Raw genomic sequence first — 25036 nt, 5'->3', positions numbered from 1 at the left:
TCCAAGGCCTGCGATGGAAGTCGCTCGCCCATGCACGTGTCGTTCGTCGTAGGGAACCCGGCTTGTCGATTTGATCGCCTTCTAGGCGCCAGGAGAACCTGTTAACGTGCTCACCAGCTCGTCCTCAGATGTGATCCCTGACTTGAACAAGGTGACCAACGTCGCTGCATGAGCTTCGCGTTCCCTGGCCGAGGCCCCGGCCGGCAGCGTTGTTTCCAAAACACGCTGCAGCATCCGTAGGTCGGTGGGCTTGAGGACTGCCGGTCCTGTCGACTGTGGCTCGAGACTCATGCGTTCATGTCCTGACTCGATCGCACCCGGCAGGAAGAATGCGGGGACCGAGAGCTGGTTGCCTCGCTACGGAAAGATGATCCGCAGTAAGCTGCCAGCTCCGAAACGATGGTCAGGATTGACGGAGTACGTTGGGTTTTGGGCGCGATTATGCGCCTCAATGTGGCTACTGCCCGGAACCGAGCGGCCGGAAATACGTTCTGCGCCTCATGGATGAGTTCATTGAACGTTTCGGTCAGCAAACCTGGCTTCCCTTTTCTGTAATTTCAGCCAGGCTTTTGCTCGCAGCGTTCTTGGGTTCGCTCGTTGGGCTCGAACGCGAATGGCGCAACCGGCCGGCGGGATTGAGAACCCACATCCTCGTCTGCGTCGCCACGGCGCTAATTGCTGTCCTGACGATCGAAATTACCCACCTTCACGTCTTCGATGGCCAGGAAATCGCCATTGATCCAATCCGCTTGATTGAAGCCACTACCGCTGGCGTGGCTTTTCTAGCCGCCGGCCTAATCTTCTTCGCTAAGGGGGAGGTTCAAGGGCTCACCACTGACGCGGGCATGTGGTTGGCAGGCGCCATAGGACTGGCTGTGGGACTCGGCTTCTGGCAGATCGCAGCCTTGGCTACAGTGCTAGCCCTTACGGTGCTGGGTCTCTTGCAGTTGGTGCAGATCGGTAACAAGGACTGAAAACGAGAAATTCGACGCTCTGGGTTGCACTGTTGAACTTAGTGGCAGGGCGCGTTGTTAGGACTGAGCGAAGGCCTTCAAACTGCGTGGTCAGACAACCCTACGGTTTCAAGATCTGGTCAAACGTGCACTGCTTTGGGCTTTTGTCAGGCCGCCACCGCAGCAATTTTGTGCCATGCCGAAATCGATCGCTTGTGACCTGATCGAAGCGGACTTCCACTACGAGTTCTGGACGAACGGACTCCCACTGTCCGCTCCTTTCCGTACTCCATCGGCTCGGGGCGCCGGGGGCTTTGCCAGTAAAGCCTGGAGGTGATCGCAGCGCTTCGAGTTGTAGGGTCAGCTTTGAGCGATCTTCCCGGGCGATCGTCGATGTAAATCCCACGTGATCGAGTTTGCCCTGATCGTTGTAGAGCCCAAGCAGCAAGGAGCCGACCTCGCGGGAGTTCGCCAGATACCGAAATCCGCCGATTACGCAATCGGCGGTACGCAGACGCTTTACCTTGACCATGGCGCGCTCGCCGGGCCGATATTCGTCATTGAGTAGCTTGGCGACAACGCCATCCGTTGAACCCTGACCGGATTCGCTCAGCCACTTCGTTGCGGTCGCCAAATTCGTGGTACGGCGCGACAGCTCAAGTCCGCTGTCCGCTTCTGCCCTCACTAAGGCTTCCAGCGCGGCTCGTCGTGCGGACAGCGGTTGATCCATCAAGCTGGCATCGGCACTGGCCAGCATATCAAAGAGGATCAGTTTGGCCGGGGTCTCGGCCGACAGTTTTCGAATCCTGCTTTCCGCCGGATGCAGTCGCATCTGCAGTGCGTCAAAAGAAAGCGCACCATCGATGTCGATGACGATCTCACCATCGACCACAAACGCATCCGCCTTCAAGTCGCGCAACATCGCGACGACCTCAGGAAAATATCGACCAAGTGGCTTGCCCGATTTCGCCCTTAATTCCACCTCGTCGCCGGCTTTGAACGCCAGGCAGCGAAACCCGTCCCACTTGGGTTCGTATTGCCACTGGCCGCCGCCGTCATCAGGCAGGGCGTCCGCCGACTTTGCCTCCATGGGCTCAGTGTCCAACTGAACGCCAAACGACGGTTTAACAATCTTCGATGTCATGCGGCGAGCTTTGCTGATCCCAGCCGTTTGATGGCGGTGGCGATCGACCGTTCGCCTTCGTCATAGTCGGCCCAGGCGACGGTCTTTTTCAGAAGGCCTGGCACGGTACGGACAGTGTATTTTTTCGGATCGAGATCCGCCTTCACTTGCCCCCATGTCAGCGGCATGGAGACGGTTGCGCCTTCCCTCGCCCGCGGTGACAGCGGAGCAACGGCAGTCGCCATGCGGTCGTTTCGGAGGTAGTCGAGAAAGATGCGTGACGTCCGCAGCTTCTTGGCCATGTTGACGAGGTAGAGATCGGGGCGCTCCGCCGCCATCTGCATGCAGACAGCCTTGGCGAAGGCCTTGGCCTCGGGCCATGTCGTCTTGCTACGCTGGCCGGCCAAAGGCGTGACGACATGCAGGCCTTTGCCACCCGTCGTCTTGCAAAAACTCACCAGGCCCAGATCTTCGAGGCGATCGCGCATTTCCTTGGCCGCAGCCACCACCTCGGCAAAGGAGATTTCCGGACCAGGATCCAGATCGAAGACGAGCCGGCCGGGGACGTCAGGATGACCGGGCTGGCAGTTCCAGGGATGCAGCTCAAGGCCGCCTATCTGGGCGATTGCTGCCAGGCCCTCAACGCGGTCGATTTGCAGATATGGCTTGTGGTCGCCAAAGACTTTCACCAGTTCCAGCAGATTGGATGTGCCCGGCATCGCATGCCGCTGGAAGAACTGCTCACCCGCGTAGCCATCCGGGGCTCGCACCAGCGAACAGGGGCGCCCTTTGAGATGTTTGATCATCCAGGGGCCAACCGCCGCGAAGTATTCTGCAAGATCGAGCTTGGTGACAGCCTTGCCGTCGCCCGCAGTCGGCCAGAGCGGCTTGTCCGGTTTGGAAATGATGACGCCCATGACGACTGGGCTTTTTCCTGTTTTGCCAGTCACCTTGGCGGGGTCTGCAATTTGAGTCTCCTGGGGGTCGGCAGGGCGCTCGGCCTCAACCTCTTTCGCCGGCTTGTCTTCGCGCAGGCCCTTGAAGGCCGCCTGCCTGATATTGCCGCCGCCAGTCCAGCCGGCGAACTCGATTTCCGCAACCAGTTCCGGCTTGGCCCAGAAGACGGTCGAATCCTTTTTCGGTGCGCCATCGCCGGTGAACGGCGATTTCGCGGCCTTCATCTCCTTCAGCCTTGGCAGCAGCTGGTTTACCTTCGCCTCGCTGTAGCCGGTCCCGACACGGCCGATATAGGCGAAATGCTCGCCGCGATTGACACCGACCAGCAAGGACCGGAACTTGCCATTTGTGGTCGACCAGCCTCCGATGACGACCTCATGGCCAGCGCGGCATTTCGATTTTGCCCAGGTATCGGTCCTTCCTGAGACATAAGTTGCATCAGCCTTTTTCGAGATAATGCCTTCAAGCTCAAGCCGGCAGGCGGACTGCAGCACCGCGTCGCCGCCATTGGTGAAGTGCTCGACATAGCGGATGAGATTTTCAGTCCCGCGATCGACGTCGCCGAGCATCTCGCTCAGCCGTTCCTTGCGCTGAGTGAGAGGCAGCTTTCGCAGATCGACACCATTTGCGAACAGCAAATCAAAGGCGAAGAAAATCAGATCCTTTGTCCGGCGCTCCGACAGCGCGGCTTGCATAGCGGCAAAATCGGGCGCCCCGTTTTCGCCGAGCGCCACGATCTCACCGTCGATGATGGCATTGGGAAGGCTGGCGGCCTCTTTCGCGATAGCGCCGAATTTCTCCGTCCAGTCCAAACCCTTCCGCGTCCTCAGCGTGGCGGCGCCATCTTCGACGCGCATCTGGACGCGGTAGCCATCGAACTTGATTTCATGGACCCAGTTCGAGCTGGCCGGCGGCCGGGAAAGCGTCGCGCAGAGCTGGGGCGGGATGAAGTCGGGCGCCTTCAACGCCGAAGCAGGAGCCGTGCGCTTGCGGCGCTGAGACGGCTTGGCGGCTTTGGCGGCGCGCTCTTCTGCAGCATGGCCGCGATTGCTGTCCCATACGGCATCCGCATCGGCCACCGAGGAACCTTGTATCATGAAGGGCTTCGGTCCGGGGCCTTTGCCCGCGGCAATCTTGTCCATACTTCGTCCGGAGGCGACGGACCGGTCCTGCGCCAACACCGCGTCGCCATTGCTATCTGTCGCGTACTTGTCGCGGTGTTTTATCAGCAGCCAGTTCGTCCGCTTCCCGCCATTGCGGTCATGCTTCATCCGCACCAGGACGAAACTGCCGCGCAAGCGCTTGCCGTCGAGCGTGAACTTCAGATCGCCTTTCTCTAGAGCCTGCTGCGGCGAAAGTGCACCTTCCGGCTCCCAATAGCCCCGATCCCACAACTGTACGGTGCCGCCGCCATACTGGCCCTTGGGGATCTTGCCTTCGAAATCGCCATAGTCCAACGGATGATCTTCGACCTCGACCGCCAGGCGCTTGTCCTGAGGATTCAGTGATGGCCCCTTGGTGACGGCCCACGACTTGAAGACACCGCCGAGCTCCAGACGCAGGTCGTAATGCAGACGGGTTGCATCATGTTTCTGGATCACAAACCGAAGCCGGTTTGATTCCGCGATCGACGTCTCGCCGCTAGGCTCTTTTGTCTTCGAGAAATCCCGCTTGGCCCGATAGGTGGAAAGCTGGCCCGTTTTCATGGAGGTGCCCCGACTGATCACGCAATTCCGGGATTCAACGCGGTGAGGGAGTTTTGGTTCGGCTTTGCTGTGACGGTACTCCGCGCGCCGTGGGACTGACGCGCGCCGCGCGCTGACGGCGCCCTGTCGACGAGCCAGCCTCTAGGCATCATCAGCGGAAGCTGGTCGTGCAGGGCGGTCTGTCGTGCGCATTGAGGCGAACGTGTGGGCAATCAGCTCATGCGACGAGGCCCAAGGGTATCTGCAGAACTGTTCATGGGGCCGGAAGCTGGATCGGGGCGGTGACGGCGTAGCCTGCGAAAGCCTGTGATAGTGAGGAGACGGCTGGGGTCAGCGTCTAGGTACCCAAGATCTCCAACTTCAAGCCGACGAGCAAACCCAGGCTCTGGAATAAAACCCGCCGACCGAGGCCGACGGGCTAACTTCTTCCTCCTAGATGGTGGGCCAAACCTGCCGGCGCGACTAGAAAGAAACTGCTCCGACTAAGACCTCAAACGCTGGCGAGGACTTAGAGATCAGCGATCGGTGGACAAGCTCTCTATAGCCTAACTCGCCTTGCTCGCTGCCGCCTTTTCCAAGTACGCAATCTTACGGGGCTGTTCATCGGTCACTTGCGCATCGGCCATATTGCGCCGGACCTCGTCCGTGATATCCATCAGGTCCTTCTCGAACATCCCGTCGTCACGCTCTTCCCAGATCTCCTGGTGAAATTTGAATTCGGACCAACATTTCTTGCCATCGAGTGCGTGGAAAATCCCACTCTCATACATTTGCTCCAGTTTTTCGGGCTCGTCCGCCCAAACTTCGTCAAAATCTGTAAGCATCGCTGAACCAACACCATCGCATCGGTTAAGAACAACGATGCCAATCCAAAAGTACATCTCATTGAGGTATGACACAATTGTTTTAACACACGCCTCTTTGCCGTAGCCAGTGTCAACAAACAAAATAGCGTACCCATTTCTCTTTGCTGCTTCTGTTTCCTTAACAATACACCGAATCGCCTCTTCATCGAAATCGGAATTGATGTAGAGGAAATTGCACCCCCATCTTCTGCTCATGAATTTAGCCGCAATCGAAACAACTTCCGGGATAATCATCATATTCCTATTTCTTTTACTTTTTGCCAGCACACCACGCGCTGACTTCGAAGCGTGAAATAGGAAAGTCGATTACGTCTTGCTATGATCGCAATCCACTTACCCTAGAGTATCGCTCAGAAACACCGATCGCGAGTTGGGACGTTGCGCGTTACCATTTTGAGAGGCGCCGCTGGAAGCCTCCGCGCCGGTGCGATTGATCTTGCAAAAGAGTTCTTCATCCCGCCGTGCGTGGGGTGAGTTGGTGTGGCAGCATACTCCTGCTCCTACCCAAGATTCGTCCAAGCCGCTGGGTCGATACGAGATGCACAGGCAAACGTGATAATTCCTCGCGTTTTGTACAATCATTTCACTGGACTAAGCCGTCTCGACTTCCCGAAAATTTCGCCACAGCCGGTTAACTGCGGGGAACAAATTATCCACGCGCTCCAACTGCGCGATGCGTTCGTGGACAGCATCCTCGCTGACCACATCGAGCGCCATACCCATCCGCCGAAGCCACAACGCCGAAAACTGCCAATCGGAACATTTCCCACCCGAGAGCCACTCGGCGATCTTGTCCGGGCGATAGTATATGCGGTTCCCCTGTCCTCTGCGCATCGGTTCGGTAACGGGACCTAGACCGCGGACCCTATAATTCGCGAGGACCTGCAAGGAAGTTCCCAGAAACTGTGCTGCAAGACGAGACGGTATCGGGCGCCACGGTGGGAGATTTGAGGCCGTTGCGGCCATTACAAACCTTAGAACGTCGATCCTTGTGGCGACGCCCTGCGGTGTCCATCTAGAGTAGTCGTATTCAATGCCGCTGTTCAGATCTCTCATCAAAAGCATCCCTACAAATGTCGCGACCCATCGGCGGCAAGGAGATTTTTGTCAGCATGGCAGCCACGGGTGGACAGTACATAGGTCTACAGTTCCGATCGCTTCCACCATCCCATCAAATCGGGTGCTGCACTATGCTGCAGCCCCAAGTCGCAAGGTCTCTGCTGCCAGCCCATCTACCCTTTGGCGCCCACTGTCGGGCAGTATCCAAACCAAAGGATTTAAGAATGAAGAGACTGTTGACCCCAACGCACCTTGCGATCCGGCTGAGTGTCTCAGAGAAGACCGTCGCTCGAATGGCCGCCAACGGCAAATTGCCGAAGCCACAACTGATCGGTGGGAAGCCGCGCTACTCCGAAGACGAAATCGAGAGATTCTTGAGACCTGAGAACGATCCTTGCGTGGGCTTCACGCTGGGGACCCGCTCTGGTTCCATCTACCTTGAGATCGTGACGGCAAAATACTCGGTGATCGATTTGGGTATGCGCTACGCCGTCTTCGAGTTGAAAGACGGGTCACTGCATTTGCGACCGTGGATCAGCTACGTCGTCGCCGATCTGCCAGACCATGAGCCGGTGTTCCTGTCTTGCGAAGACACCGACGTTCCCGAAGTGCGCATCTGCGACTTGTCGGCGCTGGCCTCTACCGCGAGGACGCCGCAATGAGCACGACTGATCAACAACCGCAGCAGCCGAACCTGGAGGCCTTCGCCGCTGGCTGGAATGGTGCCACCGGATTTGCTTGTGGGTACGCAAACAAGCAGCAGCAGTTCTTTCGATGGCCTGAGCAGCGACCACAACTTGAGGCCTGGGTGCACACTCAAAACAGCCGTCAAAGCGCTTACGTCGGTTGGTGTCTTTTCTCCGAGCCGTCCAGGGCTGCGGACAGGGCCAGTGTGCTCCCGGGCATTCTCCTCGATCTCGATCTGGCTAGCGGCAAGCACGCCAAGCCGAACTATGCTCCGACGGCAGCTGACGCACTCGCAGTCCTCCGACAAACGGCCCTCCCCGAACCATCCAGAATTGTCGCAAGCGGTGGTGGTCTGTATCTCCACTATCTGTTCGACGAACCGCTGATCCTGGCCGAAAAGGTTGACCGAGCTAGGGCGGCCGCGGTCACTGAAGGAGTCACTGCGATCGTCCGAAACGCCCTGCAGACCCGAGGGTGGGCGCTCGACAATGTGTCAGACCTGGCCCGGATCACTCGCCCGGTCGGCACCCGTAACTGGAAGTACGATGATCTTCGCGTCGTTGAGTTGGTGTCAGAAACACAGGACCGCCTTACCGTCGCTGACTACGAGATGTTGATTGGTGCCGGAACCCATCGACGAACTGCGGATAAAACGCCGGCGACATTGGCGGTAGAAGTCGAACGCAAAGGTGGTGAGTTCACGTTAATCGAAAAGCACTGTGGGTTTGTGCGTCGGCTCTCGGAGACGCCCCAAGAGGTCAGCGAGCCAGAATGGTACGCTGCGGCGACGCTCGCTGCACATTGTGAAGACGGAGAAGACAGTTTCCACCGACTGTCGGCCTTGGACAGTACCCGCTACCGTGAAGACGACACAGCAGCAAAGCTCCGGCATGCCAGAAAGGTCAAGCCGCGGACATGCTTCGATATCGAGACCAGCCTTGGTTCATCGGCATGCGCGCGGTGCCCGTTCAAGGCCGCTGATATGGTGTCGCCATATAAGCTCGCTTTCGGGGACGAAAAGCTGCTCGAATTGCAGGCGCAATTTGTGCTTTCTGCTCAGACAGACGCATACCATCCGGTCTCTGGAGATATGACGGCGTTGCCCGCCATCTCCTTCAACAATCATTTCGCTCACCGCCTCGAAAGGGTCCACAGCCTTTTCATTCACGATGCTCGGTCGCCAAAGGTCATTGGGACGGATTACATCGCAGGTGATCAGCAGTTGATCATCCGGCGTCCCGAAGGCACGGCCGTTCTGAACGAGTGGCGACCCGGAGGATTGGAGGCAAGGGCTGGCAGTACCGAGGTCATTGACGAGCACTTCGCGCTTCTGCTTCCGAAGGATCACGAACGAGCTTGGGTGCTGGACTATCTCGCTCACCTGCTTCAGCATCCGGCCATCAAGGTCAAACACGCGATAATGCTGATTGGAGAGCCTGGGGTTGGCAAGTCGTTCATCAACGACCTGCTGACGGGCCTTTTCGGGGAGCAGAACGTTAAGGTCGATGATGCCGCGATCCATGCGAGTGACTACAAGCGCGCCTTGGGCAACAAACAGGTCCTCATCATCGAGGAGATGGCAACGTCATCCAAATGGGAGGTCACGAACGCGCTGAAGCCATGGTTCACCAGCGAAAAGGTTGTGGCCAACGAAAAGTACATCAGAGCGCATGAAGTCAGGTCGCCGCGGGGTATCTTCATCCACACCAATCACGCTGTACCGGCCGTGTTCGAACCGGGCGAACGACGGAATGCGGTCTTCCGAGTTGACGCGCCGGCACGCGACCAGGCCTACTACGATCGCCTTTTCACCATCGGTGTTCGGCAGTTTGCTGCTTTCAAGGCCAGACTGCTGCAGCGTGACATCTCGGCATGGTCCCCGAATGCTCGACCGCCCGTGACCGAGGCAAAGACCGAGATTATTGAAGCCAGCAGGACGCCCGTTGCGGCGGATGTTCAAGAGCTGCTCCGAACCGACCGCATACGAAGGGACCTGGTGACGGTTCAAGAGATCGTCTCCCTGCTCGCGCACCCCTTGTCCATGGCCAGTGGGCCATCTTCTTCCAAGGTCACCAGGGGGCTCCAGGAATTGGGCGCCAGGAAACTGCAAAAGACTAAGCTGTCAAACGGCTCCACGGTGGACCTGTGGGCGTTGCGTAACCCGCAACGGTGGCTGCTAGCCACTCACGCGGAGCGCAAGGCTCACTACGAGGGGGTGGTTGCTCCGTCTGGGGTCGTTCTTGGATTGCTCCAGGAAACGGCTCGACAACAGAGCGTGTGACTCGGTTCCTAGTTCCTGAGTTCTCAGACTTTTAGAAACTTTCTACATGGAATGTATAAAGCTAAAAGTTTCAAACGCTCGAAAACTGAGAACTAGGAACCGCCCCCCACCTACTGCGGCACTGCGCGTATTCCCCCCTCAGCCTACCCCGTACCTCGGGGGATGCCCTGGTGAAACCGTTAGCTTCCTTCTCGGACCTCGGGGCACCCGGCTTGGCCGGCACCTGAGGTGTGGCCGCAAAATCTTTGTGCTGGACAACCAAGCTTCTATTTCGGGCCGGTGAAATCGGAACTGCCGACCCAATCGGTGAGCGTCGTCGTTATTCGCTCTGTTCCCAATTCTTCTGCCCGCCTGCGCCAGGACCTGGGCCAGTCCAAGGGCCTCTACCCGACAGCACAACCAGTTGCGGTAGCTGCGTCTACCTCACTGCATGGACCAGGCGCCGGCGCCCCGACGAATGTCAGTCGAGCTTCAGCCTCTGCGATCCGACGGCGAAGAGACACTGTGCAAAAAACACCGCCGTGAAGCTTCCTCGTGAAAGCTTGTTGGCGATGTTCACCTCCTTTTCGTGAACGCCGATGTCGGCCAGCTTTTCGACCAGATCGGCGTAGCTGAGCCCTCGCAGTTTCAACTCAGCCTTCACCAGCCCGCTGAGCAGCCGCTGCCATTCGGTCTCGGTCATCGGGACAATCTCCGCGAAAAAAATGTTGCTCGACCTATTGCGCGACCCAGTTCCATATTTATCTATCTCAAACATTCAGTTTCATACTGAATATGATATATTAGCAATCACTCAACATAGACAGGAAACCCTATACATGACCCTCAACCAGACAACGGCAAACGTTCTGACCGCCCTCCTTCGCGAGCTCTCCTCGGAGCTGGACCTCCATTATGACGACGAGGACCTGCACGCCCTCGGGTCAACGATTACAACGATGCAACGGGCCGCCAATATGATGACCGAGGCCGGCTACGAGGCCCCCGAGGTTTACCACCACATGTTGGGCCGCTTCGAACGGATGACTCGCTCCTAACATAACGATCCGACAGCGAAAATTCCACGGCACCCAACCACCACCTTCCACAGGACTTTTCACGATGACTGAGCCATTCGACCCGTCCATTTCGTCCTCCGACTATCTGGCGCTGGCGCGTGAGCGCCACCTCGCCGGAACATCCAAACTGATCGAGGAACTTTCATGGATGCTTGACTACGACGCCTACGATTGCGGTCTCGATAAGAAGCATGTCGCCATCCTGCTCGACCCGCTAAACTGGAGCGCAGCTCTGACCAACGAGAACAGGCGGCCTCGGGTCTTCCTTGACGCCCGGGTCAACCAGAAGGGTAATGCAGAGATCAACTGGGCCCGCGGGGACCACGACATTCTGTACGACGAAGACTTTGTCGCCAGATATGCGGCCTCGGCCCGGTCCTATGACTCGGTCCCATGGCGGGGCCTTGGGGAGCTGATGTGGTGGAAGGGATATGAGTTGCTCGTCAGCAACGTCGTCATTCGGAAATCCTCAGCAGCTGCCGCTCTTCTGTATGCTCATGCCGCCCGCCTTGCCGAACTGTCGTCCTTCCTGGCTCAGCACCTAACATTGGTCGGGTCTGTGGCGCTCAACTTCACCTATCAAGAAGGCCAGTTAACCGCCGCTGACTTCGTTCCAACCATTCCCGCTGACCGTCTGCAGGAGATGATCAAGGAGCGCGGCCAGCGGTCGGCCGTGAGGCTTCGGGAGGCCGTCGCGCGTATGGTGCTGAAGGATGATCCTCAATGAGCATTCCGCGCACTGTGCCTTTTTTCTCATACAAGCCTCCGATCACTCAATGACCCTCCTCAACGCCCACATTAGTTCCACTGCTCTCGCCGCGTTTTGTGCATCTGGTCGACCTTGGCGTCTCTCCGGGCGCCTAAGGGCGTCTGCTCGGACAGCAATCCCATTGCAGACGACGAGCAGCGGCCGGGGCCCGGTGGATTTTCAGAAGGCATTTCCGTTTCGCAACTCGGCCGTTGGCCGGAGCGTTTTCGAATTGGCTCGGCGGCCGGATTTATCGATCGCCCGCGCACCTGGGGCGGGCGGCGGAAGGAGTACACCCTCTTTAGACAGGAGGAGCCGCGCAATGCTGGGAATAGTCCCATCCATGCCCCGCATAAAAATTCGCTTTTTCGAGTAATAGCACGGGCCACCACAGGTTACTCAGCGGTGAAAACCCACTTCCCCTATAGTACCAAGCCGGAGACCCATGGAACCGTGGCGATCAACGAACTAGATCTCGGGCAAGTTCCACGTGATTTGAGCCGACATCGGATGAAGCGACCGTCAAGCCGACTGCCAGACAACCTCGCACCTGTCGCGGTTAATCTTGACCAAGCTGCCGCGCTCATCGGGATCGGCTCGTCTCTGTTCACCCAGCTAGTGGCTGCGGGCCAAATGCCAGAACCAAGGCCAATTGCTTCACGCCTTCTTTGGGACGTGGAGGAAGTAGCTGCCGCCTTCCGCGCGATCCCACATCGGGGCGAGTCCAATGGATTGGGCACCTCGTCCCCATCAAACAACCCCTGGAACTGATGCCTAGAAAGTTACCAAAGGGCGTTTCCCCCGATCGTGACCGACATGGAAATGTGCGCCTGTACTTTCGCGCCCTTGGCCGGTCCAAAGTCCGGCTACGGGAGAAGCCGGGGACAAAGGAGTTTGAGGCCGAGGTGGCCTGTGCTCGGCTAAACGTTCCCTACGCGCCTCTGAAGGTCAGCGGCACTGCTGACCGAAATGAACCGGTGTCCAAGAGGTCCTTTCGCTGGCTATGCCAGGAGTACAAACGACGTGTAAGGCTCTCACCCAAAATCTTGGCTCGACGGTCATCGGTGCTCGATGAAATCTGCAACAGCGAACACAAAAGCGGCAGCAAGCGAGGGACACTCCCCTTCGACCTTCTGGAGCGGAAGCACGTCCTCGAAATTCGAGATGATCTCCGTTCGACGCCAGGTGCCCAGAATGAGGTCGTGAAGGTCATCTCGGCTATGTACGGTTGGGCCGTTGAGAACGAGATCGTCCGGAGCAATCCAGTTCTCGGGATCAAGCGCCTGAAATCTGGCGATGGATTTCACACATGGTCCCTCGCAGAGGTACGTCAGTTCGAGGCACGCCATCCCCCCGGCAGCAAGGCACGTCTGGCACTGCATCTGGGACTGTTCACAGGATTGCGTCGCCAGGATCTTGCGATCCTCGGACGCCAACACGTGAGGAATGGGTGGCTACACATCCGCCCTCAGAAGACCAGCAACTCGTCAGGAGTGGAGGTGGAGCTCCCCATTCTTCCTCAGTTGAGGGCGACAATCGACGCCAGTGGTTGTGGCGACCTGACCTTCTTGACGTCGGAGTGGGGAAAACCGTTCACCGTAAATTCACTTGGTAACAAAATGCGGGACTGGTGCGATCAAGCAGAGTTGCCCCACTGCACCCTTCACGGCCTCCGAAAAGCAGGAGCCACTATAGCAGCCGAGAACGGCGCTACGGACGAGCAACTCATGGCGATTTTCGGTTGGACCACCAAGCAGCAAACCACGCACTACACGAGGAAGGCGCAACGCCGTCGGATGGCCGGACAAGCCGTCCACCTCTTGGCTATTCCGGAACAAAATCAGGACGAAATTGTCCCACCAAAAAAATTGACAACGGAAAGTGGGACAAAGATCAGAAAAAGCTCCGGCAAATCAACACCTCCATGACGGTGGTGGTGCCCCTAGCCGGAATCGAACCAGCACTCCTTGCGGAACTCGATTTTGAGTCGAGCGCGTCTACCAATTCCGCCATAGGGGCTCAGGCCTGAAGGCCTGGATGGGCGCGGACTATACGGTTGGAGGCCTGTTCGTCAACTGGCCAATTCTCCACCGATGCGGCCTTGCGTCAAAACCTCACCTTTCGCTTTCGTCAGGTCCCGGCCATTGTGCAGCGCGGAAAATCTTTCTAGACAAACGGCGCATGCCACAGGGAGTGCCGATGCTTCGCGGACTTTACGACTGGACCTTGTCGCTGGCGGCACGGAAATCCGCCGAATGGTGGCTGGCCTTCATCGCTTTCGTCGAAAGCTCCGTGTTTTTGGTGCCGGCCGACGTGCTGTTCCTGCCGATGGCGCTGTCACGGCCGGACCGTGCCTACCGCTATGCCCTGATCGCCACCGTTGCTTCGGTGCTCGGCGGCATCGCCGGCTGGTTCATCGGCCACTATGCCTACGACGCCGTCGCCCGGCCGATCCTGGAATTCTACGGCAAGTATGACGAGTTCGAAGCGCTGCGCGCCGGGGCAGGTACCGGCTTCATCATCCTGATGCTGATCACCTCGGGTGCTGCCCACCTGCCGCCGATCAAGGTGGTGACAATCCTGTCCGGCGTCATCGGCGTGCCTTTGCTGCTGTTTGTCATGCTGGCCATCGTCGCCCGTGGCGGCCGCTTCCTGCTTTTGGCCTGGCTGCTGCGCCGCTATGGCGAGCCGATCCGTGAATTCATCGAAAGGCGCCTCGGTTTGATCGCGGGTGCTGCGGCCGCTGCCCTGATTTTGCTCTATATCGTCGTCAAATACGCATTCTGAGCAAGGATGCGTTTGGGCGGGCGGCGAACTCAATGGACGAACAATCAATGACAGCCACCATGGATGCCGACGCCGGACGCCAACGGACACGAACAGCCTTGTTTCTTGCCGTCGCCATGGCCGCCACCGTCGGCTCGGCACTGGCCTTCCAGCATATCGGCGGCTACATCCCTTGCCATCTCTGCCTGGAGCAGCGCACCCCCTATTATATCGGCGCACCGCTGATGCTGCTGGCCGTGCTTGCCTCGGTGCTGCACGCGCCCGCATGGCTGACCCGCGCGCTGCTCGGCATCGGCGGCCTGCTGATGCTCTACGGCCTCTATCTCGGCGTCTATCACTCCGGTGTCGAATGGGCGTGGTGGGCTGGTCCTACCGATTGCACCGCGGGTGCGGGACCGGTGGACACCGGCGGCAAGGGCGTGCTCGACGCGCTCGACAAATTCGTGCCGCCCTCCTGCGACAAGGCGGCCTTGCGCATCCTCGGCCTGTCGCTGGCCGGCTGGAACGCCATAGCCAGCTTCATCCTGGCCGCCGTCGCCTTCCGCGGCGCCTTCTCTCGGGACTGATCTGCGACCCGGAGTTCGTCCAGAAATTCGCCAGCCCGGAACGGCTGGCGCGGCTTTCGAGAACCGGAGCTGAGCGTACTTAAGTACGTGAGCACCGGAAGCGCAGAAAGCTGCGCCAGACGACCGGGCTCGCGGATTTCTGCCGAACTCTACGGTTCCAGTTCGACATCCCAGTAGAGATAATCCATCCAGCTTTCATGCAGATGGTTGGGCGGAAACAGGCGGCCGTTATTGTGCAGGTCATGCACCGTCGGCTGATAGGGCTTTTGCAGCGGCCACATCTTGGCGTGCGCCGGCATCATGCCGCCCTTCCTCAGATTGCAGGGCGAGCAGGCGGCGACGACATTCTCCCACGTCGTCGCACCGCCACGATGGCGGGGAATGACGTGGTCGAAGGTCAGGTCTTCCGGCGTGCCGCAATACTGGCACTGGAAACGGTCGCGCAGGAAGACGTTGAACCGGGTAAAGGCCGGATGCCTGGACGGCTTCACATAGGCCTTCAGGCTGACGACGCTCGGCAGCTTCATCGAGAAGGTCGGCGACGAGACGGCATGCTCGTACTCGGCGACGATGTTGACCCGGTCGAGGAACACCGCCTTGATGGCGTCCTGCCACGACCAGAGCGACAGGGGGTAATAGCTGAGCGGACGGTAATCCGCATTCAGCACCAGCGCAGGGAGCCCATCCGGAGATACGGCAACCGTCACCTTGTTGACCTCCTAGTTCAAGAACCGATCGGCGCGGATACTGTAAGCCCGACATGACAGGGATGTGAAGCGGCATGTCGGCCACATGACATGCCAAAAGCGCATGATTTTAATGCTTTTTTGCGGATTCAGGCGGGAGGCGCGGCGTCCCTGCCCTTCAGCTCACGATAATAGGCCCAGAAAAGTCGCGATGCGACACCTCGCCATGGGCTCCATGATTCGGCCAAAGCGATCAGTGTTTTCTCCGGCGGACGCGGCTCGATACCGAGCGCGTGGCCGACCGCCGTTTGCAGCGCGACATCCCGCGCCGGGAAAACATCGGGGTGTCCGGCGGCAAATAACAGATAGACTTCCGCCGTCCATGGACCGATGCCCGGCACGGCCGTCATCGCCGCGATCGCCTCGCCGGCGTCGAGCCGGCAGAGGTGATTGAGGTCGAGGCCGTCGACGACTGCCTGGGCAATGGCGATCAGGCCGCGCTGCTTCGGCCGCGACAGTCCGGCCTCGCGAAACATCGCCTCATCGGCGGCAAGGATCGCTTGCGGCGTCAGCGGATCGACGAGTTTCGTCAGCCGGCCGAAAATGGCATCGGCGCTCGCGCGGGACACTTGCTGCGAAACGATGATTGACGCCAGACTTCGAAATCCCGGCTCCGAGAGCCGCAGCGGCACCTCGCCGGCCATGTCGCGCACCTTTTCCAGGCGCGGGTCGATTAGGCAAAGCGCGTCCAGGCCTCGCGCGACGTCGTCGAGGTTGGCGATGCGTTGCATGTTTGCTTGTTCCTGCACTGAGCCCAGCGTAGCAATTGGCGAAACTGCTGCACAATCCGATTGCTGCTTGAGAGATGACACTCCTGACATTCCGCTTCGCACCAAGCCCGAATGGCGAACTGCATCTCGGCCACGCCTATTCGGCGCTGCTCAATCAAAAATTGGCAACGGCGGCGGGCGGACGCCTGTTGCTGCGCATCGAGGACATCGACACGACGCGCTGCACCCCGGCATTCGAGGCTGGCATCTTTCGCGACCTCAAATGGCTCGGCCTCGGCTGGGAAGAACCGGTGCGTCGTCAGTCCGATCATTTCGCCGAGTATGAGGCGGTGCTCGACCGGCTGATCCAGGAAGAGCTCGTCTACCCCGCCTTCATGAGCCGTGGCGACATTAGAGCTTTCATCACCGAAAGCGAAAGCCGCGGCCGCGACTGGCCGCGCGACCCGGATGGCGTGCCGCTCTATCCCGCCGCGGACAAGGCGTTGCCGATCAAGGAGCGCAAGCGGCGGATCGCCGAAAATGCGCCCTTCGCCTGGCGGCTGGACGTCGAGGCAGCGCTGGCGCGCGTCGGCAAGGACCTCGCATGGAGCGAGTTTTCCGACGCGACGCTTTCTTCAACCCGAACGGTGGAAGCCCGGCCGCGGGACTGGGGCGACGTGATCGTGGCGCGCCGCGAGATCCCGACCAGCTACCATCTCGCCGTCGTCGTCGACGACGCGCTGCAAGGCATCAGCCACGTCGTGCGCGGCCAGGACCTGTTTTCCGCCACCGGCGTGCAGCGCCTGCTTCAGGACATCCTCGGCCTTGCGACGCCAAAATACTTTCACCATCGTCTGATCCTCGGACCGGACGGACGAAAACTGTCGAAAAGCCTTGGCGATACCGGACTTGCCGCGCAACGCGAGGCAGGTGCATCACCTGACGATGTCAGACGGCAGGTCGGACTTCTCTAGCTGTTTCGGTGGAAGCGCAGGTATCAGCCATTCGCAGGCCGGCATCACCTGAATATCGACATACCCGTTACCAGCGGGCCAGCCCGGCCTTGACCAGCGCCAGCACGCTGATGAAGGTGAAGGCGCCGCCCAGGCCCCAGGCGACCGCGAGCTTGAGATCTTTCAGGCTGATGCCATGTTCATTCGCGACCATGATCGCGAAGAAGAAGCCGAAGGTGAACAACAGCGTGTTGCCGCTGGAGCCGAAACCGTCTTCCTTCATGATGGCATCGAGCGCCGCGCCGAAGAAGAAACCGAAAACAGCGACGGACGCGACCGTCATCAGCAACCAGCTTGTGTCGAGATGCAACAGCATGCCTGCCCGCTCCTGTCGAAGCCGAAACACCGGGATCAACCGACAGTCCTGGCGCCACCGGTTAAATTCGAATGAGCTTATAAATCAAATGTTTCGTTTTGCTTGCCGCAATGAACAGCATTAGAGCAATCGCGGTAGTCGACTCTTTACCGAACGCATCCTCACCGAACACGGGCGCCCCCTTAAAATGCACAGTCTCAAGCGGTTCATCCCCGCGTCCTTTGTCGTCTTGTGGGCAACCGGCTTCATCGGTGCGCGCTATGCCATGCCATGGGCCGAACCATTCACCTTCCTGGCGGTGCGTTTCGTCCTGGCAACCGTCCTGCTGGCCGGCCTGATGGTGGTGCTTGGCTCGAAGAGAGCGACCCGCACGGAAGCGCTCCACGCCACCGTTGCCGGCATCCTGATGCATGGCATCTATCTCGGCGCCGTGTTCTGGGCGATCCACAGGGGGATGCCGGCCGGGCTTTCGGCGCTGATCGTCGGCTTGCAGCCGCTGATCACGGCGGTGCTCGCCGGCAGGTTTCTCGGCGAAGCCATCCTGCCGCGCCATTGGGTCGGCCTCGCTGTCGGCCTGCTGGGAGTGATCATTGTGCTTTGGCCGAAGCTCGGCGCTCTCGGTGGTGGCGTGACGGCCGAAACCCTGGTCGCCTCGATTGTCTCGGTGCTGGGCATGAGTGCCGGCACCGTCTGGCAGAAGCGCTTCGCCTCCGGCGGCGACCTGGTGGCCGCGACGATGTGGCAATATGTCGGCGGCGCCGCGCTGATGGCCTTGGCCTCGCTCGCCTTCGAGACGCACACGGTCATCATCAACGGCGAACTGATCTTTGCCATGGCCTGGCTGGTGCTGGTGCTGTCGATCGGCGCCATCTTCCTTTTGATGGTGATGATCCGCGACGGCGAAATGTCGAAGGTCGCGTCGCTGTTTTACCTGGTCCCCGCCGTCACCGCGGTCATCGCCTGGGCGCTGTTTGGCGAACAGCTCAACCTGGTGCAGCTTGTCGGCATGGCGATCGCAACGCTCGGCGTCGGCCTGGCCACGGCTCGGCCAGCCAAGGGAAGAATTGTGGAAATGCAGAATTGAGGAACTGGAGAATTGGAGAAGAAGCATACAACGCCAGATATGGCGCTTTTTCCTCAATTCCTCAGTTCCCTAGTTCCTCAATTCGTCCAGCACCGGCTCATCCAACCCGCGCTCGCGCCTCGAGATAGCGGCTTATCGCGGCGTTGAGCTCGCCGCCGAGGATGAAGATGGCGGAGAGCATATACAGGAAGACCACCGCGATCATGATCGAGGCAAGGCCGGCATAGGTCGTCACATAGGACGAGAAGTGATCGAGATAGCTGGCAAAGACGGTCGAGCCGACAAGCCATGCCGCCAGCGTGAAGATGATGCCGGGCACAATCGAGACAAGGCGGCGCTTGCCCGCCGGCAGCCAGAAATGCACGGCAAACAGCCCGCCGACAATGACCACGGAGGCGATGACGAAACGCCATAGCGTGATGGTCCCCATATAGGGCTTGATCCCTTCGATATGGGCTTCGGCGAGCCGCGCCAGCAGCGGCGCGAACACCAGGAGCACGCTTATCGCCAGGAAGCCCGCGGTGGCGATCAGCACAAAAATGATGCTCTGCACCCGGCGGTAGATGATGCCGCGCGTTTCCGAGACGCGATAGGCGCGGTTGAGCGAGGTGCGCAGCGCCTCGATGCCGTTCGAGGCAAAGTAGGCGGCAAGCAGCACGCCGTAGGTCAAAAGGTCGGTGCGCCTGACGGTCAGCACGTTGAGCACTTCGCGCGCGATCGGCTTGGCGATCTGCTCGGGCCAGGTGTCGAAGACAAGGTGCACCGCCGTGTCCGAGAACGCCTGCGCGCCCAGGAAGCTCGCCAGCGTCGTGGCGAAGATCAGGAACGGGAACAGCGCCATCAGCGAGGTGATCGCCAGATGACTGGCCATCGCCCAGCCGTCGTCGGTGTTGAAATGGCCGAGCGCGTCATAGAGCACGCGGCGCAGCACGACGATCTTCCGCATCAAGAGCCGCGTTCCCTTCGATTGTCTCGACGCCGCGAATATGGGAAGTGATTGTGGCAAATGGCAACCCTTGGTCAAACCACGATTTCTCCGGCGCAGGAGTTGCGCACCATCATCGTCACCGGCGCCTCTTCCGGAATAGGGGCGTATTGCGCCCGGGCACTCAAGGCGGAGGGCTGGCGGGTGTTCGCCACGGCGCGCAAGCCCGGCGACATCGCCGCCCTCGAAACCGACGGCATCGAAGCGTTTTATCTCGACTACCGCGAGCCCAGATCCATCGTGGCACTGGTGGCGTCCGTGCTGGAGCGGACGGGCGGACGGCTCGATGCGCTTTTCAACAATGGCGCCTATGCGCAACCCGGCGCGGTCGAAGACCTGCCGGTTGCAGCACTGAGAGAACAATTCGAGGCCAATTTTTTCGGCTGGCATGACCTCACCCGCCACATCGTGCCGGTCATGCGCCGCCAGGGCCATGGCCGCCTTGTCCACTGTTCCTCGATCCTCGGGCTGACGCCTCTACCCTTTCGCGGCGCCTATTCGGCCTCGAAGCACGCGATCGAAGGGCTGATGCTGTGCATGCATCAGGAGCTGCATGGCAGCGGCGTCCATGTCTCGCTGATCGAACCGGGACCGGTGACGTCGAAAATCGCCAGCAATGGATTGTTGTGGTTCCTGAAAAACATCGACCACGAAAACTCCGTTCACCGCGTCGCCTACGAGGCGCAGCTGGCCCGGCTGCGGGCCGGCGGCAGCATATCGCGGCTAAAACCCGGACCGGAGGTGGTTCATGTGGCCTTGCGCCATGCGCTTCTGTCGCGGCGCCCGCGCCCGCACTATGTGGTAACAGTGCCGGCTAAAATCGGCGTCATGCTCAAACGCCTTCTGCCGGCATCGGCGCTCTACCGCATGCTTGCCAAACGCGCCTGAACGCAATCAAACTGGAAACAGACTATGGCAACCGTCTTCAATGTCCTCGCCGTCCTCGTCATGGTCGCCGTGGTGATCGTGCTGATACGCGGTCTCATAAACATGATGCGCGGCGGCTCCGGCATGACCTCGAACAAGCTGATGCAGGCGCGCGTGCTGCTGCAGGCCGTGGCCTTGGCGCTGATCCTGCTGGCGGTGTATTTCACCCGCAAATGACGGCACCAGCCGATTCGGGAGGCAGAGCATGGTAAAGCTCAACAAGATCTACACCCGCACCGGCGACGACGGCACCACCGGTCTCGGCAGTGGTGAACGACGGCTGAAATCCGATCCACGCATCGACGCCTATGGCACGGTCGATGAAACCAATGCCTGCATCGGCATGGCCCGGGTCCACACCGCGACAAGCCATCCGTCGATCGACGCGATGCTCGGCCGCATCCAGAACGACCTTTTCGACCTCGGCGCCGATCTCGCCGTGCCCGACGACGGCAAGCCGCTCGGCTACGAGCCGCTGCGTATCATCGCCTCTCAGACCGACCGCATCGAGAAAGACATCGACCTTCTCAACAAGGACCTTGAGCCGCTCAAATCCTTCGTGCTGAACGGCGGCACGCCGGCAGCGGCCGCCCTCCACCTCGCCCGTACGGTGGCGCGGCGGGCCGAGCGGATCATGGTGGCGCTGGCGCAAGACCCGCGCGAGCATGTCAACCGCGAGGGCATCAAATACATCAACCGCGTATCGGACTTTCTGTTTGTCGCCGCACGTGCGGTCAATGACAATGGAAACGCCGACGTGTTATGGATTCCCGGCAAGAACCGCTGAATTTTGCCGACGCGGGAGGGTCCCTGAATGTTCATCCCGCTCTACGACACCAACAGGCTGCGACATATCCGGCTGCAATATGTGACGATCGGCCTGATCGCGCTCAACACGCTCATCTACCTGGTCACCGCGCTCGGCGGCGAGGATTTCAACAATGCCGCCGTGCTCGGTCTCGGTTTCATCCCGTCCGTCGTTCACGACAAGGTGGAACTGGCGCCGCAATTCGTCGTCATTCCCGAAAGCCTGAGCTACCTCACCTATGCCTTCCTGCATGCCGACATTTTCCACCTCGGCGGCAACATGCTGTTCCTGTGGGTGTTCGGCGACAATGTCGAGGACGCGCTCGGCCATATCCGCTACCTCATCTTCTACCTCCTGTGCGCCATCGCCGGAGCCGCTTTCCAGGGTCTGGTGGCGTGGGATTCGCAAGTGCCGCTGATCGGTGCCTCAGGCGCCATCGCCGGCGTGGTCGCCGCCTATCTGATCCTCTATCCCAGGGTGAAAGTATGGGTGCTGGTCTTTGCCCGCATTCCGCTGCGCATCCCGGCCTTCATCCCGCTCATCCTGTGGATCGGCTTCCAGATGGTGATGTTTGCAGCCGGCGGCGAAAACCAGATTTCCTGGGCCTGCCATATTGGCGGCATCATTGCCGGCGGCGTGCTGGTGCTCATTATGCGCAGCCGCGGCGTGCCGTTGCTTGCCGGTGACGACGAGCCCGCTGTAGCCGCGGACCAGCCCGTTGCCGTCGAGCCGGCCGCGAGCCAGCCGCCCGCGGCGCCACGCTGGGGTCGAGGCAGCGCTTCCGGCCCGGACTGAACCGATTTGAGTAGGTTTCGGATATTGACGAGCAGGGTTGGCGCAACTACGGAAGCGCCACCATCCGGCAAGAATTCCGTCTGGAATGTCGGCTTTCGACAACTCTGAAGGGGTACACGCTGCTATAGCGCGCCCAACTATCTTGAAAGAGGTGACAGGAAATGAAGATCCTTGTGCCCGTGAAGCGGGTTGTGGATGCGAATGTTAAGGTTCGCGTCAAGGCCGACGGTTCGGCGGTGGAACTGGCCAACGTCAAGATGGCGATGAACCCGTTCGACGAAATCGCGGTCGAAGAGGCGATCCGGCTGAAGGAGGCCGGCAAGGCTGACGAGATCATCGTCGTCTCGATCGGACCGCAGCAGGCGCAGGAAACCTTGCGTACCGCGCTCGCCATGGGCGCCGACCGCGCTATCCTGGTCAAGACCGATGAGCAGACCGAGCCGCTCGGCGTCGCCAAGGTGCTGAAGGGCGTCGTCGACGCCGAACAGCCCGGCCTCGTCATCCTCGGTAAACAGGCGATCGACGACGATTCGAACCAGACCGGCCAGATGCTGGCAGCCCTTCTGGGCTGGGCGCAGGGCACTTTCGCTTCCAAAGTCGTGATCGACGGCGACAAGGCCAAGGTGACGCGCGAAGTCGACGGCGGCCTGCAGACGGTGGAATTGAAGATGCCGGCGATCGTGACCGCCGACCTTCGCCTCAACCAGCCGCGCTATGCCTCCTTGCCCAACATTATGAAGGCCAAGAAGAAGCAGCTCGACGAGAAGACCCCGGCCGACTACGGCGCCGACGTCAAGCCGCGGCTGAAAGTGATCAAGACCGAGGAGCCGAGCGGCCGCAAGGCGGGCGTCAAGGTCAAGAGCGTCGCCGAACTGGTCGACAAGCTCAAGAACGAAGCCGGCGTGCTGTAAGCGATCGGAAAAGGAGACAAGAACATGGCTATTCTTCTGATTGCCGAACACGACAACGCAACCCTTTCCGACCAGACCGCCAAGGCGCTCTCTGCGGCCCTGCAGATCGGTTCGGACGTCCACGTTCTGGTTGCCGGCAAGGGCGCCAAGGGCGCCGCTGACGCGGCGGCCAAGCTCAAGGGCGTGACCAAGGTGCTGCTCGCTGAAGCCGATGAGCTTGCCGAGCGCCTCGCCGAACCGACGGCGGCACTCGTTGTTTCGCTGGCCGGCGCCTACGACACCATCATCGCCCCGGCGACCTCGTCGGGCAAGAATGTCGCGCCGCGCGTCGCGGCCCTGCTTGATGTGGCGCAGGTGTCCGAGATTATCGAGATCGTGTCGCCCGACACCTTCAAGCGGCCGATCTATGCCGGCAATGCCATCCAGACGGTGCAGTCGACCGACGCCAAGAAGGTGATCACGGTGCGCACCGCCTCCTTCCAGGCGGCGCCCGAGGGCGGCTCGGCCGCGGTCGAGACCGTCAAGGCGGCCGCCAATCCCGGCCTGTCCTCCTTCGTCGAGAACAAGCTCTCCGACACTGACCGTCCGGAGCTGACCTCGGCCAAGATCATCATCTCGGGTGGCCGTGCGCTGGGTTCGGCGGAGAAATTCCAGGAAGTCATCCTGCCCGTCGCCGACAAGCTCGGTGCCGCCGTCGGCGCCTCGCGCGCCGCAGTCGACGCCGGCTATGCGCCCAACGACTGGCAGGTCGGCCAGACCGGCAAGGTGGTCGCTCCCGACCTCTACATCGCCGTCGGCATCTCCGGCGCCATCCAGCACCTTGCCGGTATGAAGGACTCCAAGGTCATCGTCGCCATCAACAAGGACGAGGAGGCGCCGATCTTCCAGGTTGCCGACTACGGCCTCGTCGGCGACCTTTTCGTCATTCTGCCGGAACTGCAAAAGGCGCTTTGACGCTTTCTGGCAAAGCGTATTAAATAGTGAGGGGCGGGGTAGACGAAGTCGCCCCGCCCTTTTAGTTTGCACCGCACAAAAGCAGGCCGCAAAGGCCATATGACGGGATCGGTGTAATGGGCAAGATCGAGACGATCGGCATCATCGGCGCGGGCCAGATGGGCGGTGGCATCGCCCATGTCTCCGCGCTCTCCGGATTCAAGGTGCTGATCTACGACATTTCGCCCGACCGCATCGAAAAGGGCATTGCTACCGTCAGTGGCAACATGGCGCGTCAGGTTGGCTCCGGCAAGCTTGACGAAAAGGTCCGAAATGATGCGATGGCGCGCATTTCGGCAGCGCCGGCCATGGCTGATCTTGCCGGTGCCGATCTGGTGATCGAGGCGGCGACCGAAGACGAGACGGTCAAGCGCAAGATCTACGCCCAGCTCTGTCCGCAGCTCAACCCGGAAGCCATCCTGGCGACGAACACCTCGTCGATCTCGATCACCCGGCTCGCCGCGCAGACCGACCGGCCGGAACGCTTCATCGGCATACATTTCATGAATCCGGTGCCTCTGATGAAGCTGGTCGAACTGGTGCGCGGCATTGCCACGGAGGACCAGACCTTCGAGGCGGCCAAGACCTATGTAAAGCAGCTCGACAAGACGATCACGGTCTCGGAGGATTTCCCGGCCTTCATCGTCAACCGCATCCTGTTGCCGATGATCAATGAGGCGATCTACACGCTCTACGAGGGTGTCGGCTCGGTCGACGCCATCGACACCGCCATGCGGCTCGGCGCCAACCATCCGATGGGGCCGCTGCAGCTTGCCGATTTCATCGGCCTCGACACCTGCCTGTCGATCATGCAGGTGCTGCATGACGGCCTGTCGGATTCGAAATACCGCCCCTGCCCGCTGCTGGTGAAATATGTCGAGGCCGGCTGGCTCGGCCGCAAGACCGGGCGCGGTTTTTACGACTATCGCGGCGAGCATCCCGTCCCGACGCGCTGAA

Annotated in this window: 27 protein-coding genes and 1 tRNA gene; 18 read left to right on the top strand and 10 right to left on the bottom strand. The window is 60.1% G+C overall.

What is annotated here, in order from left to right:
• Positions 1-500: 500 nt before the first annotated feature.
• The gene (locus tag AC1DXU_RS25165; RefSeq protein ID WP_477373305.1) at positions 501-974 is read left to right on the top strand and encodes an MgtC/SapB family protein; all 474 of its coding nucleotides are present in this window, start codon (positions 501-503) and stop codon (positions 972-974) included.
• Between the two features lie 100 nt (positions 975-1074).
• Here AC1DXU_RS25165 and AC1DXU_RS25160 read toward each other — a convergent pair whose 3' ends face one another.
• On the bottom strand, positions 1075-2097 hold the full coding sequence (locus AC1DXU_RS25160) for an ATP-dependent DNA ligase (RefSeq protein ID WP_477373303.1): 1023 nt from the start codon (positions 2095-2097) through the stop codon (positions 1075-1077).
• Positions 2094-4739 (bottom strand): DNA ligase D, encoded by a 2646-nt coding sequence (gene ligD, locus AC1DXU_RS25155; RefSeq protein WP_477373301.1) that lies wholly within the window; start codon positions 4737-4739, stop codon positions 2094-2096. Before ligD ends, AC1DXU_RS25160 begins: the two co-directional genes overlap by 4 nt.
• 184 nt (positions 4740-4923) lie before the next feature.
• Between ligD and AC1DXU_RS25150 the strand changes: the two genes are divergently transcribed.
• A complete protein-coding gene (locus AC1DXU_RS25150; RefSeq protein WP_477373299.1) occupies positions 4924-5049 on the top strand; it encodes an excalibur calcium-binding domain-containing protein in 126 nt (41 codons plus the stop codon).
• Positions 5050-5284: 235 nt separating this feature from the next.
• Here the strand turns inward: AC1DXU_RS25150 and AC1DXU_RS25145 are convergent, their stop codons facing one another.
• Complete coding sequence (locus AC1DXU_RS25145) at positions 5285-5842, bottom strand: hypothetical protein (RefSeq protein ID WP_477373297.1); 558 nt, start codon at positions 5840-5842, stop codon at positions 5285-5287.
• 354 nt (positions 5843-6196) lie between these two features.
• Entirely contained in the window at positions 6197-6661 is a 465-nt protein-coding gene (locus AC1DXU_RS25140; RefSeq protein ID WP_477373295.1) for a hypothetical protein, read from the bottom strand.
• A 227-nt stretch (positions 6662-6888) separates the two neighbouring features.
• Between AC1DXU_RS25140 and AC1DXU_RS25135 the strand changes: the two genes are divergently transcribed.
• Positions 6889-7326, top strand: coding sequence for a helix-turn-helix transcriptional regulator (locus tag AC1DXU_RS25135; protein WP_477373293.1), 438 nt, complete (start codon positions 6889-6891; stop codon positions 7324-7326).
• Positions 7323-9632, top strand: a complete 2310-nt coding sequence (locus AC1DXU_RS25130; RefSeq protein ID WP_477373291.1) for a primase-helicase family protein — start codon at positions 7323-7325, stop codon at positions 9630-9632. Before AC1DXU_RS25135 ends, AC1DXU_RS25130 begins: the two co-directional genes overlap by 4 nt.
• A gap of 460 nt (positions 9633-10092) precedes the next feature.
• On the opposite strand, the gene AC1DXU_RS25125 is transcribed toward AC1DXU_RS25130, so the two are convergent.
• The gene (locus AC1DXU_RS25125) at positions 10093-10314 is read right to left on the bottom strand and encodes a DUF6471 domain-containing protein (RefSeq protein WP_477373289.1); all 222 of its coding nucleotides are present in this window, start codon (positions 10312-10314) and stop codon (positions 10093-10095) included.
• Positions 10315-10450: 136 nt separating this feature from the next.
• Here AC1DXU_RS25125 and AC1DXU_RS25120 point away from each other — a divergent pair, with 136 nt between their 5' ends.
• From AC1DXU_RS25120 to AC1DXU_RS25110, 3 genes are all read left to right on the top strand, one after another.
• Positions 10451-10669, top strand: coding sequence for a hypothetical protein (locus AC1DXU_RS25120; protein WP_477349610.1), 219 nt, complete (start codon positions 10451-10453; stop codon positions 10667-10669).
• Positions 10670-10733: 64 nt separating this feature from the next.
• Positions 10734-11417 carry a hypothetical protein gene (locus AC1DXU_RS25115; protein WP_477373287.1) on the top strand — a complete coding sequence of 228 codons (684 nt, stop codon included), beginning with the start codon at positions 10734-10736 and terminating at the stop codon, positions 11415-11417.
• A gap of 1085 nt (positions 11418-12502) precedes the next feature.
• Complete coding sequence (locus tag AC1DXU_RS25110; protein ID WP_477373285.1) at positions 12503-13366, top strand: tyrosine-type recombinase/integrase; 864 nt, start codon at positions 12503-12505, stop codon at positions 13364-13366.
• 6 nt (positions 13367-13372) lie between these two features.
• Here AC1DXU_RS25110 and AC1DXU_RS25105 read toward each other — a convergent pair.
• Positions 13373-13457: transfer RNA gene (locus tag AC1DXU_RS25105), tRNA-Leu, on the bottom strand.
• A gap of 180 nt (positions 13458-13637) precedes the next feature.
• On the opposite strand from AC1DXU_RS25105, the gene AC1DXU_RS25100 reads away from it, so the two are divergent.
• A complete protein-coding gene (locus AC1DXU_RS25100; protein ID WP_477373283.1) occupies positions 13638-14225 on the top strand; it encodes a YqaA family protein in 588 nt (195 codons plus the stop codon).
• A 47-nt stretch (positions 14226-14272) separates the two neighbouring features.
• Positions 14273-14791, top strand: a complete 519-nt coding sequence (locus AC1DXU_RS25095; protein ID WP_477373281.1) for a disulfide bond formation protein B — start codon at positions 14273-14275, stop codon at positions 14789-14791.
• 149 nt (positions 14792-14940) lie between these two features.
• Here the strand turns inward: AC1DXU_RS25095 and AC1DXU_RS25090 are convergent, their stop codons facing one another.
• Positions 14941-15498: an HNH endonuclease gene (locus tag AC1DXU_RS25090; protein WP_008874122.1), complete on the bottom strand. Its 558-nt coding sequence runs from the start codon at positions 15496-15498 to the stop codon at positions 14941-14943.
• A 128-nt stretch (positions 15499-15626) separates the two neighbouring features.
• Complete coding sequence (locus AC1DXU_RS25085) at positions 15627-16268, bottom strand: DNA-3-methyladenine glycosylase family protein (RefSeq protein ID WP_477373279.1); 642 nt, start codon at positions 16266-16268, stop codon at positions 15627-15629.
• A 74-nt stretch (positions 16269-16342) separates the two neighbouring features.
• Here AC1DXU_RS25085 and gluQRS point away from each other — a divergent pair, with 74 nt between their 5' ends.
• Positions 16343-17221 carry a tRNA glutamyl-Q(34) synthetase GluQRS gene (gene gluQRS / locus AC1DXU_RS25080; RefSeq protein WP_477373277.1) on the top strand — a complete coding sequence of 293 codons (879 nt, stop codon included), beginning with the start codon at positions 16343-16345 and terminating at the stop codon, positions 17219-17221.
• 67 nt (positions 17222-17288) lie between these two features.
• Here gluQRS and AC1DXU_RS25075 read toward each other — a convergent pair whose 3' ends face one another.
• Positions 17289-17576, bottom strand: a complete 288-nt coding sequence (locus AC1DXU_RS25075; protein WP_477271037.1) for a hypothetical protein — start codon at positions 17574-17576, stop codon at positions 17289-17291.
• Positions 17577-17763: 187 nt separating this feature from the next.
• On the opposite strand from AC1DXU_RS25075, the gene AC1DXU_RS25070 reads away from it, so the two are divergent.
• Positions 17764-18660: a DMT family transporter gene (locus AC1DXU_RS25070; protein WP_477373275.1), complete on the top strand. Its 897-nt coding sequence runs from the start codon at positions 17764-17766 to the stop codon at positions 18658-18660.
• Between the two features lie 97 nt (positions 18661-18757).
• Here the strand turns inward: AC1DXU_RS25070 and AC1DXU_RS25065 are convergent, their stop codons facing one another.
• Entirely contained in the window at positions 18758-19606 is an 849-nt protein-coding gene (locus tag AC1DXU_RS25065) for a YihY/virulence factor BrkB family protein (protein ID WP_477373273.1), read from the bottom strand.
• Between the two features lie 60 nt (positions 19607-19666).
• Here AC1DXU_RS25065 and AC1DXU_RS25060 point away from each other — a divergent pair, with 60 nt between their 5' ends.
• From AC1DXU_RS25060 to AC1DXU_RS25030, 7 genes are all read left to right on the top strand, one after another.
• Positions 19667-20533: an SDR family oxidoreductase gene (locus AC1DXU_RS25060; protein ID WP_477373271.1), complete on the top strand. Its 867-nt coding sequence runs from the start codon at positions 19667-19669 to the stop codon at positions 20531-20533.
• Between the two features lie 24 nt (positions 20534-20557).
• Positions 20558-20749 (top strand): twin transmembrane helix small protein, encoded by a 192-nt coding sequence (locus AC1DXU_RS25055; protein ID WP_477246596.1) that lies wholly within the window; start codon positions 20558-20560, stop codon positions 20747-20749.
• Positions 20750-20777: 28 nt separating this feature from the next.
• Positions 20778-21359: a cob(I)yrinic acid a,c-diamide adenosyltransferase gene (locus AC1DXU_RS25050; RefSeq protein ID WP_477318208.1), complete on the top strand. Its 582-nt coding sequence runs from the start codon at positions 20778-20780 to the stop codon at positions 21357-21359.
• Positions 21360-21386: 27 nt separating this feature from the next.
• Positions 21387-22175, top strand: a complete 789-nt coding sequence (locus tag AC1DXU_RS25045) for a rhomboid family intramembrane serine protease (RefSeq protein ID WP_477373269.1) — start codon at positions 21387-21389, stop codon at positions 22173-22175.
• 161 nt (positions 22176-22336) lie between these two features.
• Positions 22337-23086: an electron transfer flavoprotein subunit beta/FixA family protein gene (locus AC1DXU_RS25040; protein ID WP_477246590.1), complete on the top strand. Its 750-nt coding sequence runs from the start codon at positions 22337-22339 to the stop codon at positions 23084-23086.
• Between the two features lie 24 nt (positions 23087-23110).
• Positions 23111-24040: an electron transfer flavoprotein subunit alpha/FixB family protein gene (locus AC1DXU_RS25035; RefSeq protein WP_477318202.1), complete on the top strand. Its 930-nt coding sequence runs from the start codon at positions 23111-23113 to the stop codon at positions 24038-24040.
• Between the two features lie 116 nt (positions 24041-24156).
• Positions 24157-25035 (top strand): 3-hydroxybutyryl-CoA dehydrogenase, encoded by an 879-nt coding sequence (locus tag AC1DXU_RS25030; RefSeq protein ID WP_477318200.1) that lies wholly within the window; start codon positions 24157-24159, stop codon positions 25033-25035.
• The last annotated feature ends 1 nt before the right edge of the window (position 25036 follow it).

This window comes from Mesorhizobium sp. P3_A10, from assembly GCF_056403175.1.
This window is presented reverse-complemented; position numbering and strand designations above follow the sequence as displayed.